Consider the following 18,407-nt stretch of genomic DNA (forward strand, 5'->3'; position numbering starts at 1 on the left):
TTAGGCGTCTAATTCTTGAGGACGAATTCACTATAATGATATGGCTCCCGTGACGGTGAGAACGCTTATTTCTTAGGGTCCTGCTATTATTGTGCCAGCGCTATTCGCGCCATATCGTATTATTGTCTAAAATACCGGTTCATGAAAAATACAAAACACATCCTATTCATGGTCGGTGTTGTGTTTAGAAAAATATATTATGCTTGGTCAGATTTATATTCATATTGATAATATCCATACCCACCATATCCGTACTTGGCGGACGCACGTTTCTCCACGCCATTGAAAATTGCTCCTTTCAGATCAATTCCGTTTTGAGCAAATCGCCGCATTGTCAGCTCAATTTCTCGCGCTGGACTGAGGCCGAAACGAGTTACAATTAGGTTGGTTCCAGATTGACGGCCAACAATCGCAGCGTCTGTAACTGCGAGAAGTGGAGGAGTATCAAGAATTACCAAATCATAGAGATTACCAATTTGATCGAGAAATTTACTGAAATTTTCATGCATCAGTAGCTCAGACGGATTGGGTGGAATTTTGCCTCGTGAAATAAAATCGAATCCTTCAATCCCAGTCTTTTGTATGGCTTTATTAAGATCGCAATGATTTATTAATAGATCAGATAAGCCGTTTTCGACAATACCGCCTAAAACTTTATGCAGGTACCCTTTTCTCATGTCTACATCAACCAGCAAAACGCGCTGACCAGTTTGTGCAATAACTGCGGCCAGGTTGGCTGAAACAAAAGATTTACCTACATGAGGGCTCGGGCCCGAGATCATGAGACGATTATTAGTCGCCTCAAGCATCGCAAAGTGTAAGCTAGTACGAAGGCTCCGAATGGCTTCCACAGCCAAATCTGTAGGGTGGCTTATAGCGAGTAACGGAGCGGCTCGTACTGCTCTCCCCCGCCCGCTTTCGTTTTTATCGCCTTGCGATTTTTGCAGTGAGCTGTAAGGAATAGACGCATATACAGGCAGCCCCATCTGTTCAATAGCTTCGGGGTTTTCTAAGCCTCTATTTAGGCTTTTACGGATAAAAACCAAAATTACTGCGAACAAAGCGCCCAGTAACGTGGCGATCACAACAATCAAGGCTTTTTTAGGCTTTATTGGTTTTGATTGATCTACGTCCGCAACATCAATAAGTCGTACATTACCAACGGTACCCGCTCGCATTACGTCGAGTTCTTGCGATTTATTTAGTAGTTGGGTGTAAATTTCAGTGCTAACTTGTACATCTCGTGTCAAGCTCAGCAACTCTTGTTGCGTTGATGGAAGCCCCTCAACCTTTTTGGCAAGTCCGGCTTGTTTGCTGCTCAGTTCATTAATCTGTGTAAGTAGTGCCCTATAAGCCGGGTGTTGGCGAGTAAATTTTCGATCCATTTCAGCTTGCTTAAGTTTAAGCTCAGAAATACTCGTATCCAAAGCAACAATCTGATCAAGGATTGCTTTAGTCTCTAGGCTAATATCTACGGATTTGCTCTGTGTTTGGTATTTATTGAGAGCGGTTTCAGCTTTCTCTAAATCCCTGCGAACTTGAGGTAGCTGCTCTTTCAGAAATTCAAGGCTCTGAGCCGCTTCTGCTGATGTACGCTCAACATTCTGTCTAACATAGAGTTTTGCAATTTCATTTAAAGTTTTTATTGCGAGATTTGGTTCTGAGCTTTCTAGCGCTAGTCCGATGATCCCTGATTCTTTACCACGTTCAGAAACATCCAGATTTTTTTGATATTCCAATATGCTAGTGAGTCTAGGGCTGCGAGTAATAGTGAATCTAGTCCCTGGGTTGGCAATAAGAGATGAGATTTGTAGTTTTATATTGTTTTCGTCTATTTCTTCACTAGCTTTACCCTCAAGCAGGAGCGATTGCTTGCTATCAAGCAAACTAAACTTACCATTGACGCCTGTGACTAGGGTTAATTCTTCGCCCAATAGGTTTTTTGGCAAGTCTAACTGAAATATTTCAATTTTTTCCCCGCCCCACGCATAACTATGCATGCCAAATAGCGGTTCGGCGATCTCATTTGAAGTTTTAGGTTTGAATCGGCGATATATGAAGTCACCAATTATTGGGAATTTATTAGGTTCAGCTGTAATATCTAGGCTTAAATTATCTACGGCTTTTCCGATAATCGCCCGAGATTTTATAAGTTCAATTTCAGTTGTTGAGGGCGACTCTTTGCCAAGAATGCTATTGACATCTGAAAAGCCTAACATGTCACTTTTCTTTGCTTCTACTTGGAGCATCGCATTAGCTTGATACACAGGCGTTGCAAGCAAGGCATAAGCTAAACCAATGGCTGTAAAAGTGCTGGTGATACCAACGACAAGCCATTTATGATCCATTACGGTACCAAATATCCCAAACAGGTCTATCTGGTCTTCCTTATCACTATCAGTTGAGTGTATTACAGCCGCTTGCTGCATAAGTCGATTTTCTTTATCTGTACTGCAATTCGAGAAAGTGGCTCTCAACGTGCGAGACGTTGGGCCCAGGCGTTTACAGCTTCTTCGATCAACGCATAAGCATGAACGAATGCAGGCTTGCCTCGTTTATACGGGTCGTCGATTTCACGGTTGTCTTGCCACTTGCCCAGGAGCAGAACCTTACCCCTGGCTTCAGGAGCGATCCGCAGCACGCCTTCAATATGGCGCTGTTCCATGACAAGAATAAGATCGGATTCGCTGACCAGTGCAGATCGTAGCTGGCGAGCCTTATGGTCCATCGGCGGGTGGCCGCGCTCCTGGAGGACTTCCTGGGCGGTCGGTTCAAGGGCGTGGTCGACGAGGGCTCCCAAGCCAGCAGAGCTGATCTGAATGTCAGAATCAGGCTTGGCTTTGAGGATTGCGCCACGCAGCAGGTGCTCTGCCGTAGGGCTACGGCAGATGTTACCAATGCACACGATCAATACCCTTTGGAACAAAGCGACCTTCCTTGTGCGGAGTCATCGGTGAAAGTGAGAAGCGTGGGAATGTAAGGTTCTGTGACAAGAGTGTCAAGCTCGAAAGCCCGAAGTTGCGGGGGCTTTCACCTTCTTGAAAGCTTTTGGGGTAGTGAAAAACGCCACTATTTTGCCATCTTGTAGGGAATCTCCACGGTTGTGTGTTTTGTTGCTTTAGATCACAGGCTGACCTTTATTTTTGCGCCAACCTATCTGGGTAGAGGGCTGCAGGAAAAGCGAACTATTCTTGATTCTCACGGTCTGTTTCACGCTAATGTCCTGAGCGGTTAATTCATTTCCCTACAAGCGACGATATACTGTGCACCCAATTTCATGGATTGGTTATACGCATGTCTCGGCCAGCTTCTCCCTTCGCTTTAACGCCTTCTGATCTCATTACCCTGCAAGGTTGGATGAGGATGAGTACCTTGAGACAGGCCCTTGCCGAGCGGGCTCGCATCCTGCTTCTGCTGGCTGATGGAATGACGCCCAAAGCCGTCAGTGACCAGTTGCAGGTCACACCACCGACGGTATTCAAGTGGCGAAAACGCTATCTGGAAGCTGGAATCGAAGGGCTGAAAGATCTGCCACGCAGCGGTCAGCCACTCAAGCTTGGGCCGGAAAAAATCAACGAAATTCTCACGCTGACGACCCAGCGCGTCCCCAAGGAGGCCACTCACTGGAGCGTTCGTTTGATGGCCAAGTATGCGCGGGTCACCACGTGGCAGGTTCGCCAGGTCTGGGCGGCTTCCGACCTCAAACCCCATCGCCTGAAGACCTTCAAAATCAGCAACGATCCTCACTTCGCTGACAAGGTGGTCGACGTGATTGGGCTCTATCTGAACCCGCCGGATAACGCTCTGGTGCTATCGGTTGACGAGAAAACCCAGATCCAGGCGTTGGATCGCACTCAGCCGATGTTGCCGCTGCGCCCAAGTCACATAGAACGTCGGACTCATGATTATAAGCGCCATGGTACGGCGAGTCTGTACGCGGCTTTCGACATCATGACCGGCCAAGTCATCGGACGGATTACCCAGCGCCATCGAGCCAAGGAGTTTCTGGCTTTCCTGCAACAGATTGAGCGCAGCACACCCGCTGGGCTGGATCTGCATGTGATTCTGGATAACAGTTCAACCCACAAAACGGCTGCAATCAATCAGTGGCTGGAAATTGCACTTCACACCGACCAGTGCGTCTTGGCTCAACGCCGTGGAAGGCTGGTTTGCACAACTGGAAAGACGAGCGCTGTACCGGGGTGCCTTCACCAGCGTCGCCGACATAAAGGCGGCTATCCGTCAATTTATCGAGGCTCACAACGAGCACTCAGCCAAGCCGTTCAAGTGGAATAAAACGGCTGAGGCCATCATTAGTTCGGTGCATAAAGCAAAGCTGAGCGTGATAAAAAATAAATTAATGGATTAACCGCTCAGCCCACTAGCGATTTCGGGTCAGTGTGAGTCGCCACCTTGTGGTGCAACGCAAAGGGGAAGGGCGCGTTAACGAGGCATTTTTTATTTTCGACGAGTGGCGAGGTGGCGCTGGTTGGTGATCAGGACGCGGTTTCCGAATGTAGTCTTTTTGGACTGGCATATGCCAGATTGATTACGGGCTATTCTCTTTGGATCTAAATAGTGTATTTGGCGTCAATAAGTTGCTGTTTTGTTAGGCTGTTCAGTTGATTTGAAAGTTACAAGAATATGCCGATCTGGCAAAAAAATGTGTCGCTGATATACTCCGGCCTCGCAAAAAATGTAGCTGTACGCCGATGGATACAAGGCGTATGTAGTATTGAAATGTTGGGGCGGAAGTAAGGAAATGGAATCTACAGCCAAGGTTTGGTATTTAATTCAGTGCAAGTCCCGGCAGGAAGAACGCGCGGAAGAAAATCTGGTTAGGCAGGGGTACAGCTGTTTCCGGCCTCAGTATCTGCGTGAGCGCGTTGCCCAAGGTAAGCGTTCGGTGGTCAGAGAATCGTTGTTTCCGGGCTATCTGTTTATTCACTTGGATGATCAGGATAATTGGGGACCTTTGCGTTCTACTCGCGGGGTACTGTGGGTGGTAGCGTTTGGTAATCAGCCACTGGCGGTGGCGGATGCCTTGATCGAGCAGTTGCGGCTGCAGGAAGCCCAAGCGGGTGAAATTGAGTTGCAGCTGGTGAGTGGTCAGGCCGTGCAGATTGTCGAGGGGCCGTTTGCCGACCTGCAGGCTATCTACCTGCGCATGGACGGAGATGAGCGGGTGGTGTTGCTGTTGAACCTGTTACACCGCCAACATCAGTTCAGCTTACCGCTTCGGGGCATAGGAAAGCTCTAGCCGATTGTCTTGTGTCGCTATGTTTCGATGCTTGATCGAGCAGAAACGGGCGGTTTATATTTTGTCGGTCGCCCGCATGGCGACCGAGTTTGGCGACTCGTTTTAAATGGATAAAACCCATTCATAGCGGAGAGCCAACTATGCCTCAGTACATTCCCCTCACGAACAATTGCGACCTTCCTTGCCTTGCCATCGATAGCCACGCCCCGCTGGCTGATCTCCACAACAATGCCCTCTTGCGTATCCGTGGTAAGCGCACCACGAACCCCACATTCAAAGCTGCTAATAGAAGCCTGATGTTGCGCTCCCGATCCCTTTCAGGAGCCAGCCACCATGATGCGTCCCGACGCCAAAGTTGAAAAAGTCTACCTCTACCCCAAGCCCGTGGACTTCCGAAAATCCATCGACGGGCTGACCGCCCTAGGAGCCTGTCGGGCTTAGAAAAATCAGGCGACGCTACGTGATTTCTAAGCAAGTCACAGAAGCTTGATGCCGTAGAATTCACGTAGTACTCAATTTTATGGTTGTTTTTTGCTCATTTTCAGGGTTTTCGCGGAAAGTCCGACAGACTCCTAGTCGAGCTGGATATTAAAGTCGCGGTGTTCGACCCGGTGCTTTTCGTTTTCCTCAACAAAACCCGTAACCGGGTCAAGGTGTTGTATTGGGAGCGAAACGGCTTCTGTCTTTGGCTCAAACGCCTCGAGGCTGAGCGCTTCAAAACATCCCCCGATGTGACCGACGAGGCCATTGTGCTAACGGTTCAGGAACTGAACTGGTTACTCGATGGTTTTGATCTGTGGCGCAACCGTCCGCATCAAGTTTTGGCCCCGCGATTTGTCGCGTAGTTGGGTATAATCCGGGCATGAATTGACGTATTTCGGGGCTTCCGGTGGGTGTAGCTTCGCTTGCAGGATCACCCATTCGCGTTGGATGACGGCATACGGTAGGAACACGCTGATGCGCTGTGCGTCCTTGATGCCGGGGTGTTTGGCTTGTTCTTCTGGGGTGATGCTGTGGTAGCCGATGTTGATGCCGACCACGCTGCCGTCTGCGGCTATGACCGGGCCACCGGACATGCCTTTGATTAGCGGCGCGTCGTGGATGGCGTAGCGGTCGCCGCTGTTGTCGTTGGTGTTGAAGAAGGGCGTGGAATACACCCGGCCTTGGCCACTGGCGCTGGTAAGGTACGGACTGGCGCCTTCGGCGGTGATGCGTTCGCCGGTTTTGGGGGCTCGCCAGTGGGGGAGGTAGCCATTGGCTTTGTGCTTGAAAAATACCAGGTCGCAGCCGGTGCTGCAGGTGTGTTGCACATTGGGGAGCAAGGGGACGTGGCTGGCCGTGACGGCGTAGTCTTCGTTCCACTGCACGGCCGAAGCCAAGAAGACGTATGGAAGGGGGAAGCCTGAATGGACCTGGAAGTAAGCATCGCTACCCATGAGTTCGGGTTTTACAATGCCGTTGCATCCTGCTGTTAACGCTCCTAGAAATACGATTGCCATGATCTTCGTCATGAGCTTCACCGTCTTGTCTGGAGTAGGTTTGCGGGGGGAGTAGAGAGCACTCTCTCGGCGGGCTGAAATGGCCCGTTGTTATCACTTAAGAAGATTAAAGATTTTTCCGTTAGAACGAATGGCTCTAGGGATAATTACTTTTTTATATAGTCACAAAGTATAGGGAGTTGGCAGCTATTTAAGGGTGGGCTGCTTCAGATGGTATTTTTGCTGGAGGCCTTGATATTAAAGGCTTAGGAGCTCATAAGGCTCCTATATAGCGGCGAGATATATCGTTATTAAACCTGGCGCCATACTATTGTCGCGCGCCAAGGCGTTATTGCATTTTTTGATCGCCGGGTTTTACTCGGCGATTTGCAGTTTACGCGCTTCGGTATACACGTAACGCACTTTTTCATATTCAAACGGCGAGTTCGTTTGCCCGTATTTGAACGTGGTGCTGTAGCGCCGGTCGATGGCGCGCAATACCCAGACTTCCGGGTGGTCGGTGCTCACGTCCGATACGTTCAAGAAGTTGATGGCCGATTCTGCGCTGAAGTCGACCGCCAAGCCACCGGTGTCGCGCAGGTTGGAGGGGCCCAAAATTGGCAGCATTAAATAGGGGCCACCTGGCAAACCGTAAAAGCCCAGGGTTTGGCCGAAGTCTTCGGTTTGGCGCGGGATGCCCATCTTCGCGGCAGGGTCCCACAGGCCGGCGACGCCGACGGTGGTGTTGAGCAGCAGCCGGGCGGTGATGTCCAGCGAGCGTTGGCCCTTGAGCTGCAGCAGGCTGTTGAGCAGGTTGGTGACGTCGCCCAGGTTGTTGAAGAAGTTGCTGACGCCTTTGCGCAGGAGTTCTGGGGTGACGTAGGTGTAGCCATGCACCACCGGCAGGAACACCCATTGGTCGAAGCGGTAGTTGAAGTGGTACAAGCCTGCCTGCCCGGCCCGGCAGTGGCCAGACTCAAGACCCTATTCGAGTCAACAGAGCACTGCTATGGCAGTCGTCGCTTGCTGAGCGCGCTGCGCAGTGAGGGCATGTCCATCGGTCGATTCAAGGTTCGTCGTCTCATGAAACAACAGGGTTTACGCCCGATCTGGAAGCGCAAGTTCGTTCACACGACCAACAGTAATCACAACTTGCCGGTGGCTGAAAATCTACTCAACCGCCAGTTCAACCCCGAGGCGATCAACCAGTCATGGGTCTCGGACATCACCTATATCCGCACACGAAGCGGTTGGGTGTACCTGGCAGCGGTCATGGACCTGTTCTCGCGCAAGATCGTGGGCTGGGCAATGGCACCGCATATGCGGGCCGAGTTGGTGATCAGCGCGATGCAACTGGCCATCGCGCAGAGGCAGCCTGAACCTGGTCTGATTGCCCATTCGGATCGAGGCAGCCAATACGCAGGTGCGGTCTATCAGGCGTTGCAGCATGAGTCGAAAGGGTAACTGCTGGGACAATGCGGTGATGGAGCGCTTCTTCCTGAACCTGAAAATGGAGCGCACCTGGAGGAAGGATTACGCCAACCATGGCGAAGCAATCAAGGACATCACGGACTACATCGTGAGGTTCTACAACGAGGGGCGATTGCACTCGACACTGGGTTACCTGCCGCCTAATCAATATGAGCGGCAGGCTGCCTGACAATCACCGATTGAGGTGTCCGGAAAAACTTGACCACCGCAAAGCCTGCCCTCGTTCGGTTGCAATGCTGACCGGAAAGCGAAGACCTAAACGGGTGTCCAAAATCTCTTGACCGGTTCAGGTTTACCTGCGATGCAGACGATGCGGTGTATCAGGCAAACCGCAGTGCGCCCATCGCGGCTAAAGCCAGCTCCTATGTATGGACTCGCCCCCACTGTCTACCCGCTTTCAAAAAAACTGCCGCCCCGTTGCATCTATGTATTAGGCCTATTCGAGGAAGCCGTCGTCGGCTTCTGGTCAAAATTGGAAGAGCTCGTGGCATGCCGATTACAGTCAGGCCTCGAAGGCCAGTAGGAGCTTAGGCATCCATCCACGCCGGTCTTACCAGGGGTCAATGTTTTTTTAGCAACAGGTTGGTCAGTAGGTACCTCGGTGGCAGAACTCGGTGGATCAGTGGCTCATCGTCGCTTGCTGGCCATCGGCGGGCTGGCGACGATAAGTCTGGTCATTCTGTAAAAGCACCCAGACGATGCGCAGGTTGCGATTGGCCAACCTGATCGCTGCGTCCTTGCGGCCCAGTCGGCTCATCCAGCGCAACAAACGGCGGTCGTCGGGATGTTGCGAATCAGGTCGCAACTGCTGCAATACCGCGTGGGCACCCTGGATCATCAGGCTGCGCAAATAGCTATCGCCTCGCTTGGTCATATCCCCCAGCAGAACCGTATTCCCACTGCTGTGCTGATCAGGGACCATGCCGAAGTACGCGGCGAACATTCGAGCATCACCAAAGCGCTCAGGCTTGGTTTCCTTGGCCACCAGCGCCGTAGCGGTGATTGGGCCGATGCCGCGCACGGTCATCAACCGTTTGGCTGTCTTGTCGGCGTTCGCGGCCACTTCCAGGCGTCCCGTCAGGACGTTGATGCGCTCGCCCAAATGGCGCCACTCGGCCAACAGTTCATCGATCAGCTCACGCAACATGGCAGGCACCGGCTGGGTGGCATCCTCCAATATCCGCGGGATTTTCTGGCTGATCGCAACGTCGCCCTGTGCCAGCGCAATCCCGTGTTCGAGCAGCAGGCCACGCATCTGATTGCTCACGGCGGTGCGGCGACGCACGTAGCCTTGACGGGCACGATGCAATGCCTGCATGGCCAGCGCCGCGACAGTTTTGACCGGCACTGCGCAGATCTTTTCGTCGCGACCGGCGCGCAGGATTGCCAGCGCATCGTTGCGATCATTTTTAGGGCCGCTGCGATGCTTGGCCACCAGACCGGCAGGCAGGATGCGCGCCAGATTGCCTTGATCCTGCAGCTGCCGGGCCCAGGCTTGAGCGCCCGGGCCGGTTTCCATCAAGACCACGACATGAGGCGGCAGCTGGCGGAGAAACTCGTAGAACGCCTCGCGCGACTTGATCCGCTGCTCGTAATGCACCTTGCCGAGGGCGTCTTCGCCGGCAAGCTGGAAAACATGCTTGGCCAGGTCGACCGCCACGGTAGTGCAGGCCGACAAATCGGCAGAAGACAATGATTGATCAATCGAAGTATGCTTTTTCATGGACTCGCCCTCGCTGTCGTTGGCTGTTTAGACTGCCACCGTGGCGCATTGACGCCTCGGCTTGGGCGAGTCCATCCAATTACCTCAGGCACGGACACATACTGCTGCATTACCACACGCCTGCCTCTACTTATCCTCGGATACCTTTCCCTCTTTAAACCCAAGGAGGCAAAGGAATGCCCACCCCACACCATGCCAAAAATCTGCGCTTCGGCCGATTCTCAGGCATAAACCGCATTTACCACATCACGGTCACCACCCTAGGCCGCCAGGCCTTTTTCCAGGAATGGTCCGATGCTCTACCCCTAATCAATACCTTCAAACAGGCTCAAAAGGAGGGCGAAGCCAGGTCTCTCTGTTGGGTTGTCATGCCTGACCATATCCATTGGCTGATTGAGCTTCAAACTAATGACCTGTCACGGGTCATTGGCCGCATGAAGTCGCGTTCAACCCTGGGCCTGAATCGCCATTTCGGGCGGACCGGCCCCATTTGGCAGAAAGGGTTTCATGATCACGCGTTGCGTAAGGAAGAAAATTTGAAAACCGTTGCCCGCTACATCATCGCCAACCCCTTGAGAGCGGGGTTGGTGAAGAAGGTAGGGGATTATTTGTAGCCGCTGCCGATAGGCTGCGATCGACCGCGAAGCGGGCGCAGATTCGCGTGACCGCACTGGCGCCCCATCGGGCCGCATCGCAGCCTACGGCAGCGGCTACGGGTGTCCCGGCCGTGATTCTAGCCGTGTAGGCACTCGAGCAGTGCGGTGTGCCAGTCAGCCTGGCTCACTTGCCATTCCCGTTGCAGGCGGCTGCAGTCCAGGCGTGAGTTCAACGGCCGCTGGGCGGGCGTTGGGTAATCACTCGACGGAATCGGCAACAGCTGCGCGCAGGGCTTGCCCTGGGCTTTCAACTGCTCGCCAATGGCGAGGGCAAAACCAAACCAGGAGGTCTCGCCTTGTGCCGTCAGGTGGTAGGTACCCCACGCGCCTGCCTGGCCATCACGCCAACGCTCGATCAGTTGGCGGGTGCTCTGCACGATGGCACCGGCCCAGGTCGGCGCACCGATCTGGTCGGCGACGATGCGCAGCTCTGGCTTCTCTTGCAGCAGGCGCTGCATGGTCAGCAAGAAGTTACGGCCGTGCAGCGAGTACACCCAGCTGGTGCGCAGGATCAGGTGGTCGCAGCCTGTCGCGGCAATTGCTTTTTCACCGGCCAGTTTGCTCGCCCCGTAAACGCCCAACGGGTTGGTTGGGTCGTCTTCGGTGTAGGCCCCGTCCTTGCTGCCATCGAACACGTAGTCGGTGGAGTAGTGGATCAACGGCACGCCCAGCGCCTTGGCTTCTTCAGCGAAGATGCCTGGTGCGGTGGCATTGATGGTGAAGGCCAGTTCTGGCTCGCTTTCGGCCTGGTCCACGGCGGTGTGGGCGGCGGCGATGATGATCAGGTCCGGCTTGATGGCACGGACCTGCTCGCGAATGCGTTCCGGGTGGGCAAGGTCGAGTTGGTCGCGACCCAGCACATGTAGGGTGCCTAGGTCGCCGAGCTGCTTTTGCAGCTCCTGCGCGACCTGGCCATGGCGGCCGCTGATCAGGATGTTCAGGGGTCGGCTCATGGGAACAGGCTGGCCTCTTTCAGCAGGCTGCCAGCCTGGTCTTTGCCGGACAGCAGCGGCTGGCCTTCAAATTCCCAGTCGATCGCCAGGTCTGGGTCGTTCCAACGCACGCAGCGTTCGGCGCTCGGGGTGTAATAGTTCGTGGTTTTGTACAGGAACTCAGCCGACTCACTGAGCACCACAAAACCATGGCCAAACCCTTCCGGCACCCACAGCTGGCGCTTGTTCTCGGCAGACAACCGCACGCTGGTCCATTGGCCGAACGTCGGCGAGCTTTTACGCAGGTCGACGGCCACGTCCAAGACTTCACCCACAGTGACGCGAACGAGTTTGCCTTGTGGGTTTTCAATCTGGTAATGCAGGCCACGCAGCACGCCGTGGGCGGAGCGTGAATGGTTGTCCTGCACGAACTCGGTTTTTACGCCGGTGGCCTCGGCAAACGCCTTGGCATTGAAGCTTTCATAGAAGAAGCCACGATCGTCACCGAATACCTTCGGCTCGATAATCATCACGCCCGGGAGTGATGTCTCGATGACATTCATTTGCTTTCCTCGGCAATCGCGAACAGGTACTGGCCATAGCCCGTCTTGCCGAACGCTTTTGCACGCTCAAGCAGCAGCTCGTGGCTGATCCAACCGTTGTGGTAGGCGATTTCTTCCAGGCAGGCGACTTTCAAGCCTTGACGGTGCTCGATGGTCTGCACGTATTGGGAGGCTTCCAGCAGGCTGTCATGGGTGCCGGTATCGAGCCAGGCAAAGCCGCGACCAAAACGCTCGACCTGCAGGTCGCCGCGCTTGAGGTAGGCATTGTTGACGTCGGTAATTTCCAGCTCGCCGCGTGGCGATGGCTGGACATCCTTGGCGATCTGAACGACATCGTTGTCGTAGAAATACAGCCCGGTCACTGCGTAATGGGATTTTGGCTTTGCCGGTTTTTCTTCAATGGACAAGGCTCGGCCCTGGTCATCGAAGTCAACCACGCCGAAGCGCTCAGGGTCTTTCACCCAGTAGCCGAACACGGTAGCGCCCTTGGGTTGGGCTATAGCGCGCTTGAGCTGGCTGCTAAAAGCCTGGCCGTGGAAGATGTTGTCGCCAAGGATCAGGCAGACAGGGTCGTTGCCGATAAACTCTTCGCCGATCAGGAACGCTTGCGCCAGGCCGTCCGGGGAAGGCTGCACGGCGTAGCTGATGTTGACGCCGAACTGGCTGCCGTCGCCCAACAGCTGACGATATTGCGGCAAGTCTACTGGGGTAGAGATCAGCAGGATGTCGCGAATGCCGGCCAGCATCAGTACCGAGATCGGGTAGTAGATCATCGGTTTGTCATACACCGGCAGCAGCTGCTTGGAGACGCCCAGGGTGATGGGGTGCAAACGGGTGCCTGAGCCCCCGGCTAGAACGATACCTTTAGTCATGCAATCAAATCCTTATGGTCGGTGTTGCCCAGGCGTTCGCCCTGATAGCTGCCATCCTGGACGCGGCCGCACCACTCCAGGTTATCGAGGTACCACTGCACGGTCTTGCGCAGGCCGGTCTCGAAGGTTTCTTCCGGTACCCAGCCCAGCTCGCGCTCGATCTTGCTGGCGTCGATGGCGTAGCGCTGGTCGTGGCCCGGGCGATCTTTTACAAAAGTGATCAAGTCGGCATAGTTTGCAACGCCGGCTGGGCGCTCTGGCGCCAGCTCTTCAAGCAGTGCGCAGATGCCGCGAACTACGTCGATGTTTTTCTGCTCGTTATGGCCGCCAATGTTGTAGGTCTCACCCACCACACCTTCGGTCACTACTTTGAACAACGCGCGGGCGTGGTCTTCAACAAAAAGCCAGTCACGCACTTGCAGGCCATTGCCGTATACCGGCAGCGGCTTGCCGGCCAAGGCATTGAGGATGACCAGCGGGATCAACTTCTCAGGGAAGTGGAACGGCCCGTAGTTGTTCGAGCAGTTGGTGATCAGCACTGGCAGGCCGTAGGTGCGCTGCCAGGCGCGAACCAGGTGGTCCGAGGCCGCCTTGCTGGCTGAGTACGGCGAGCTTGGCGCGTACGGGGTGGTTTCGGTGAACAGGTCATCGACGCCGTGCAGGTCGCCGTACACTTCGTCAGTCGAAATATGGTGGAAGCGGAAGGCTTCGCGAGCAGCTGGCTCCAGGCCCTGCCAGTAGGCACGGGTGGCTTCCAGCAGGCTGTAGGTGCCGACGATATTGGTTTGGATGAAATCCGAAGGGCCGTCGATGGAGCGGTCAACATGAGACTCGGCTGCCAAGTGCATGATGGCGTGCGGTTGGAAACGCGCCAGCAAGGCACTCACGCTCGCCTGATCGACAATGTCGGCTTGCACGAACTCATAACGGCTATTGGAGGCGATGGAGCTCAGCGATTCCAGGTTGCCGGCGTAAGTCAGCTTGTCGAGGTTTAGAACTTCGTGCTCGGTGTTTTCAATCAGATGGCGAACGAGCGCCGAACCGATAAAGCCGGCGCCGCCGGTAATTAGGATACGCATAAGTTGTGCCTTTTTTCCCTAAGGACAATGGGCCATTTGGCCCGGGTGTGATTCGAGAAGGCGGGATTTTACCTACATCAAACTTCTTTTATCCAATTCGTATTTCAGAAATATGGAATAAATTGTTATTACGCTTATGCGTGATAGCCAAGTAATGGCTTTTGTGGGGTTTGGAACTACCGCACTCGCAAACAACGCCACAATGCCACTACCATCACCACACTCACCGCCGCCCCCCCCCCCAGGCCTGCGCATTCTCAATGGGGCGAATAGAGAAAACGGAAATTTTCGTACGCTAAGCGCTCTTTCTGTCAGGTTGAGGTCGTAGAGGTGCACGCCATAGCGTCAGAAAATGCAGAAAGCGGCCTAGTCTGACGCGGTGCCAGTGAACCACCTGACGCCCGCTTGAGGTGTACTCAACTGGACATTCGCGGTGAGTAACTGCATGGTCTTAACCACCTTTTTGCATTGCGACTGACCAGCTATTTGCATTGCATTTGACCAATAAGTCTCGGGGCAATGACCGACAGAGAACGCCCATTACTGCCGGTGGCGATAGGCAGAAATCGGCCAATTGCTGCCGGTTGCGACAGACAGCAATGGCCCAATCTAACTCGCCCGCTGCGTCGGCAGCAGTGTCGGCACATCTTTGAGATAGGCATACGGATCATGCCCATTCATGCGTGCTTAGATATGCAGGCAAATTTTGCCAAAATGCTGGTTGGTTTCCTGATACTTGAACGCTTCGACAATCTCGCTCAAAGGGAAATGACGATCAATAATCGGGCGCATGCCATTAGAATTGATGGCTCGAATCATGTCTAGCTGCTGGCTGCGGCTACCCACCAACACACCCTGCAGACGCACTTGCTTGATCAGTGCCGGTACAAAATTCATTGCGCCGCTTACGCCACTCAATATCCCGATGACGGAGATGTGACCAGCAACCCGAATTGCAATCATCGATTGCTCAAGCGTCGCAGGGCCGCCGACTTCGATGATGTGGTCAACACCACGGCCACCCGTTAGAGCGCGTGCAGTTTCGCCCCAGTTAAGGTCTTTGCGGTAATTGATCACATGATCAGCGCCTAGCGCTTTCAGACGTTCAAGTTTTTCGTCGCTTGAAGAGGTAGCGATGACGGTAGCACCGGCCATTTTAGCGAACTGCAGGGCAAAAATTGAAACGCCACCAGTGCCTTGAACGAGCACGGTGTCGCCCGGCTTGAGTGAGTCATCGGCCATCAGGGCGCGCCATGCAGTAAGGCCGGCGGTGGTAAGCGTCGAAGCTTCAGCGTGGCTGTATCCAGTCGGCGCGAGGGTGAACGATGTGGCTTTGGCCGTCACTTGCTCACGAGCGTAGCCGTCAATGCCATCACCTGGCACGCTAACAAAGCCCTCAACCAGTGGTGCACCGCTGATCCACTCCGGGAAGAAGGTGCTGACGACCGAGTTACCCACCTTGAATTCAGTGACATCTGGGCCGATAGCAATGACTTCACCTGCACCATCGGCCATGGGGATGCGTTTTTCGCTAGGGCCCCACATACCACTGACCACCGCGAAGTCGTGGTAGTTGAGCGAGTTGGCGCGAAGGCGCACGGTGATTTCGCCATGCGCTGCGGCTCGGACTTCGCTGCTGCCAACGACAACCTTTTCATAGCCGCCACCGGGTTGGACGAAGATTGCTTTGCTGCTCATAGGGGTTTCCTTGTATTTTCTAATTACGCGAAATAACGAAATGAAAGGTTATAAATTACAATTCGATGGTCAACCTAGCCGCAAAATCATCAATCGCCTCCTCGTTGCGTCGGTAGTAAGTCCATTTTCCGATGCGGGTGGTTAATACGGCACGTTGCAAGATAGCTAAGTGTGCAGACGCAGTAGAAGACGCTCGCAGCTAATGTGAGCCGGGGCGCTCCGTCAGTTGCAGTTAATCTGAGCCGAAAATTGCGCTGATTGCGAGCACGGCTGTTTTCGTTGCAAGCCGTTACACCTATACGGGGGCGATAGAGAAAACGGAAGAAATAGCTAAGCGCTTCGCCTGTCAGGTTGGGCTCGAGATGCAAGAGTGCCCAACCGAATCAGCCTTGTCCGCTCAACCTGCCGCGGAATGCTCGAAGATCAGGCATGTCGTGGTCGCATGCGCATACAGCTTGCCGTCCGGGCCGACGATGCGGCCCTCGGCCGTCGCCACTTGCCGCCCCGCGTGGATCACCTTGCCTTCGGCGCGTACCAGCGGCACCCCATCATTCAGGGAGCGAACCATGTTCACTTTGAGCTCCAAGGTGGTGAAGCCTTTGCCAGCGGGCAGCGTTGAATGCACCGCACAGCCGACAGCGGAGTCGAGCAGCGTGGCGAACCAACCACCATGTACGGTGCCCAGTGGGTTGTAGTGCCGGCGCTGCGGTCGGCCCTGGAAGACCGCAGCACCTGGTTCCATGTGAATCGGCACGAAGTCGAGCGTGTCGCCGATTGGCGCTGCTGGCAGCTCACCGGAGAAGATCGCCTCAAACATCTCCATGCCCGAGCGACCAAAGACCTGTGCTTTTGGCTCAGCGCCGGGCGCACTCAACCGCGTGCGGACACGCGCTTCGTCCGCCTCCCAACGCGCCACAACCTGATCGACATCCATCGGCTACTCCTTCCTCGAACATAATTGTATATGCAATATTTGCAAGTACAATATAGCGCATGAAGAACATCATAAAGCCACAGGGTTGCACCAATCTGAAGCTTCGCCAGCTCACACGCATGGTGACGCGTCACTACGATCACTATGTCGCCGAGACGGGGCTCAAGAACACGCAGTACGCACTGCTGTCGTACGTGGTCAGGATAGGCCCCATCCAGCCAGGGGATCTGGCCAGGCGCATGCAGATGGATGCCTCGACGTTGACGCGCAACCTGCAGCCGCTGGCTGCGCAGGGGTTGTTGGAGATCGGCGCAGGCAAGGATGCTCGGAGCCGCCTGGTCGAGGCGACCGAGGCGGGGCGTACGAAACAAGCCGAAGGACAGCGGGCGTGGAAAACGGCACAAACGGCACTCAACGAACGGTTGGGAGTTGAGCGTGTCGCTGCGTTGCACGATTTACTCGATACATTTATCGAATGCCTTGATAGCAATCCTGACGGGCAATCGGGTGAGTGATCACTATCTGCATAACTTTTCAAGGATTACTAAATGACACAGAAACTGTTTCTTCCTTTGCGCCTCGGATCCCTGGATTTGAAGCATCGCGTAGTAATGGCACCACTGACCCGCATGCGCGCGGCTCAGCCGGGTAATATCCCCCATGCGCTGAACGTGGAGTACTACCGTCAGCGCGCCTCACGGGGTGGGCTGATCATTACGGAGGGCTCGCAGATCTCGCTCACCGGCCAGGGGATGCCGGCCACACCCGGCATCCACAGCCAGGCTCAGATCGAAGGGTGGACGGCGGTCACGGAAGCGGTTCATTCCCAAGGCGGCTTGATTTTTCTGCAACTCTGGCATGTCGGCCGCATCTCCCACTCGTCACTCCTGGGCGGCCAATTGCCGGTGGCCCCGTCCGACATCGTCGCCTCCGGCAATGCGTTCACCGCCACATTCGACCGGGCGCCGTTTGAGATGCCCAGAGCATTGGAAACGGCGGAGATCGCCTCGGTGGTCGAGGACTACGCCCAGGCGGCGCGTAACGCGCGGCAGGCCGGCTTCGACGGCGTGGAGATCCACGCGGCCAACGGCTACCTACTGGAGCAGTTCCTACAGAGCCGGAGCAATCAGCGAACTGATGCCTATGGCGGGTCGATTGAAAATCGCTGCCGCATCGTACTGGAGGTTGCCGCTGCGGTCTCCGCGGTCTTCGGCGCCGACCGTGTCGGCATCCGGCTGTCGCCGTTCGGCGTGGCCAATACCAGCGGTGAGGATGCCCCGTTGCCACTGTACACCTACCTAATCGAAAGCCTCGCCCGCCTGGACCTCGCCTACCTGCACCTGATCGAGCCACGCGCCAGCGGTGCGGGCCAGGCCGAAGTCGATCATCAGAATGTGCCCTTCGCATCGGAGCTATTCCGCCCGCATTGGCCGAATGTCCTGATCGCGGCGGGGAACTACAGCCCCGACACTGCGGCTGCAGCAATCGAAGCGGGCCGGGCGGACGCTATTGCATTCGGGCGGCTGTTCATCGCCAACCCGGACCTCCCCGAGCGAGCGCGCCAGGGCGCCGACCTCAACGCCTACGCCCGAGCCACCTTCTACGGCGGCGGGGCCGAAGGCTATGTGGACTATCCAGCGCTCGAAGCGTCGAGCAGATGAGCAGATGAGCAGGACCAACGTAACACGCGCATCATCACAAGCACGCCGTTCGCCTCACGG

15 protein-coding genes and 5 pseudogenes are annotated in these 18,407 nt (G+C 54.9%); 7 read left to right on the forward strand and 13 right to left on the reverse strand.

The genetic code is table 11. The features are described 5' to 3' along the window. Positions 1-197 precede the first annotated feature (197 nt). The gene (locus tag V6P94_RS11870) at positions 198-2,429 is read right to left on the reverse strand and encodes a polysaccharide biosynthesis tyrosine autokinase (protein ID WP_338649381.1); all 2,232 of its coding nucleotides are present in this window, start codon (positions 2,427-2,429) and stop codon (positions 198-200) included. 44 nt (positions 2,430-2,473) lie between these two features. Then, positions 2,474-2,926: a low molecular weight protein-tyrosine-phosphatase gene (locus V6P94_RS11875; RefSeq protein ID WP_338649383.1), complete on the reverse strand. Its 453-nt coding sequence runs from the start codon at positions 2,924-2,926 to the stop codon at positions 2,474-2,476. 368 nt (positions 2,927-3,294) lie between these two features. On the opposite strand from V6P94_RS11875, the pseudogene V6P94_RS11880 reads away from it, so the two are divergent. The 3 genes and pseudogenes from V6P94_RS11880 to tnpB all read left to right on the forward strand — a co-directional run bounded on the left by V6P94_RS11880 (position 3,295) and on the right by tnpB (position 6,105). Then, positions 3,295-4,369: pseudogene (locus V6P94_RS11880) on the forward strand (IS630 family transposase). Between the two features lie 393 nt (positions 4,370-4,762). Next, positions 4,763-5,260, forward strand: coding sequence for a transcription/translation regulatory transformer protein RfaH (rfaH, locus tag V6P94_RS11885; protein WP_338649384.1), 498 nt, complete (start codon positions 4,763-4,765; stop codon positions 5,258-5,260). Between the two features lie 611 nt (positions 5,261-5,871). Further along, on the forward strand, positions 5,872-6,105 hold the full coding sequence (gene tnpB, locus V6P94_RS11890; protein ID WP_338649439.1) for an IS66 family insertion sequence element accessory protein TnpB: 234 nt from the start codon (positions 5,872-5,874) through the stop codon (positions 6,103-6,105). Here the strand turns inward: tnpB and V6P94_RS11895 are convergent. Both V6P94_RS11895 and V6P94_RS11900 read right to left on the reverse strand, forming a co-directional pair. Then, on the reverse strand, positions 6,037-6,771 hold the full coding sequence (locus V6P94_RS11895; protein WP_338649385.1) for a trypsin-like peptidase domain-containing protein: 735 nt from the start codon (positions 6,769-6,771) through the stop codon (positions 6,037-6,039). The two genes, tnpB and V6P94_RS11895, sit on opposite strands and share 69 nt — an antisense overlap. Before the next feature lie 342 nt (positions 6,772-7,113). Then, positions 7,114-7,683 (reverse strand): annotated as a pseudogene (locus V6P94_RS11900) (VacJ family lipoprotein); the annotation flags it as partial. 33 nt (positions 7,684-7,716) lie between these two features. Between V6P94_RS11900 and V6P94_RS11905 the strand changes: the two are divergent. After that, positions 7,717-8,398, forward strand: a pseudogene (locus V6P94_RS11905) (IS3 family transposase); the annotation flags it as partial. A gap of 450 nt (positions 8,399-8,848) precedes the next feature. Here the strand turns inward: V6P94_RS11905 and V6P94_RS11910 are convergent. After that, positions 8,849-9,907 (reverse strand): IS110 family transposase, encoded by a 1,059-nt coding sequence (locus tag V6P94_RS11910; RefSeq protein ID WP_338649441.1) that lies wholly within the window; start codon positions 9,905-9,907, stop codon positions 8,849-8,851. Between the two features lie 221 nt (positions 9,908-10,128). Between V6P94_RS11910 and V6P94_RS11915 the strand changes: the two genes are divergently transcribed. Further along, positions 10,129-10,566: an REP-associated tyrosine transposase gene (locus tag V6P94_RS11915; protein WP_338649386.1), complete on the forward strand. Its 438-nt coding sequence runs from the start codon at positions 10,129-10,131 to the stop codon at positions 10,564-10,566. A 119-nt stretch (positions 10,567-10,685) separates the two neighbouring features. Here the strand turns inward: V6P94_RS11915 and rfbD are convergent, their stop codons facing one another. The 8 genes and pseudogenes from rfbD to V6P94_RS11955 form a co-directional block, all read right to left on the reverse strand. Further along, complete coding sequence (gene rfbD / locus V6P94_RS11920; protein WP_338649387.1) at positions 10,686-11,561, reverse strand: dTDP-4-dehydrorhamnose reductase; 876 nt, start codon at positions 11,559-11,561, stop codon at positions 10,686-10,688. Then, entirely contained in the window at positions 11,558-12,103 is a 546-nt protein-coding gene (gene rfbC, locus V6P94_RS11925) for a dTDP-4-dehydrorhamnose 3,5-epimerase (RefSeq protein WP_338649389.1), read from the reverse strand. The genes rfbD and rfbC overlap by 4 nt, the downstream gene beginning before the upstream one ends. After that, positions 12,100-12,975 carry a glucose-1-phosphate thymidylyltransferase RfbA gene (rfbA, locus tag V6P94_RS11930; RefSeq protein ID WP_338649390.1) on the reverse strand — a complete coding sequence of 292 codons (876 nt, stop codon included), beginning with the start codon at positions 12,973-12,975 and terminating at the stop codon, positions 12,100-12,102. The genes rfbC and rfbA overlap by 4 nt, the downstream gene beginning before the upstream one ends. Beyond that, positions 12,972-14,054: a dTDP-glucose 4,6-dehydratase gene (gene rfbB, locus V6P94_RS11935; RefSeq protein ID WP_338649392.1), complete on the reverse strand. Its 1,083-nt coding sequence runs from the start codon at positions 14,052-14,054 to the stop codon at positions 12,972-12,974. The genes rfbA and rfbB overlap by 4 nt, the downstream gene beginning before the upstream one ends. Before the next feature lie 609 nt (positions 14,055-14,663). Continuing rightward, positions 14,664-14,741 (reverse strand): annotated as a pseudogene (locus V6P94_RS11940) (transposase domain-containing protein); the annotation flags it as partial. Next, positions 14,742-15,752 carry an NAD(P)-dependent alcohol dehydrogenase gene (locus V6P94_RS11945; RefSeq protein WP_338649393.1) on the reverse strand — a complete coding sequence of 337 codons (1,011 nt, stop codon included), beginning with the start codon at positions 15,750-15,752 and terminating at the stop codon, positions 14,742-14,744. It abuts the pseudogene before it with no gap. A 55-nt stretch (positions 15,753-15,807) separates the two neighbouring features. Continuing rightward, a pseudogene (locus V6P94_RS11950) lies at positions 15,808-15,945 on the reverse strand (transcriptional regulator); the annotation flags it as partial. A 204-nt stretch (positions 15,946-16,149) separates the two neighbouring features. Further along, entirely contained in the window at positions 16,150-16,686 is a 537-nt protein-coding gene (locus V6P94_RS11955; RefSeq protein WP_338649394.1) for a PaaI family thioesterase, read from the reverse strand. A gap of 59 nt (positions 16,687-16,745) precedes the next feature. Here V6P94_RS11955 and V6P94_RS11960 point away from each other — a divergent pair, with 59 nt between their 5' ends. Continuing rightward, positions 16,746-17,201, forward strand: a complete 456-nt coding sequence (locus V6P94_RS11960; protein ID WP_338649396.1) for a MarR family winged helix-turn-helix transcriptional regulator — start codon at positions 16,746-16,748, stop codon at positions 17,199-17,201. 33 nt (positions 17,202-17,234) lie between these two features. Then, entirely contained in the window at positions 17,235-18,347 is a 1,113-nt protein-coding gene (locus tag V6P94_RS11965) for an alkene reductase (protein WP_338649397.1), read from the forward strand. Positions 18,348-18,407: the final 60 nt, after the last annotated feature.

The organism is Pseudomonas sp. ML2-2023-3 (assembly GCF_037055275.1).
GTDB lineage: Bacteria > Pseudomonadota > Gammaproteobacteria > Pseudomonadales > Pseudomonadaceae > Aquipseudomonas.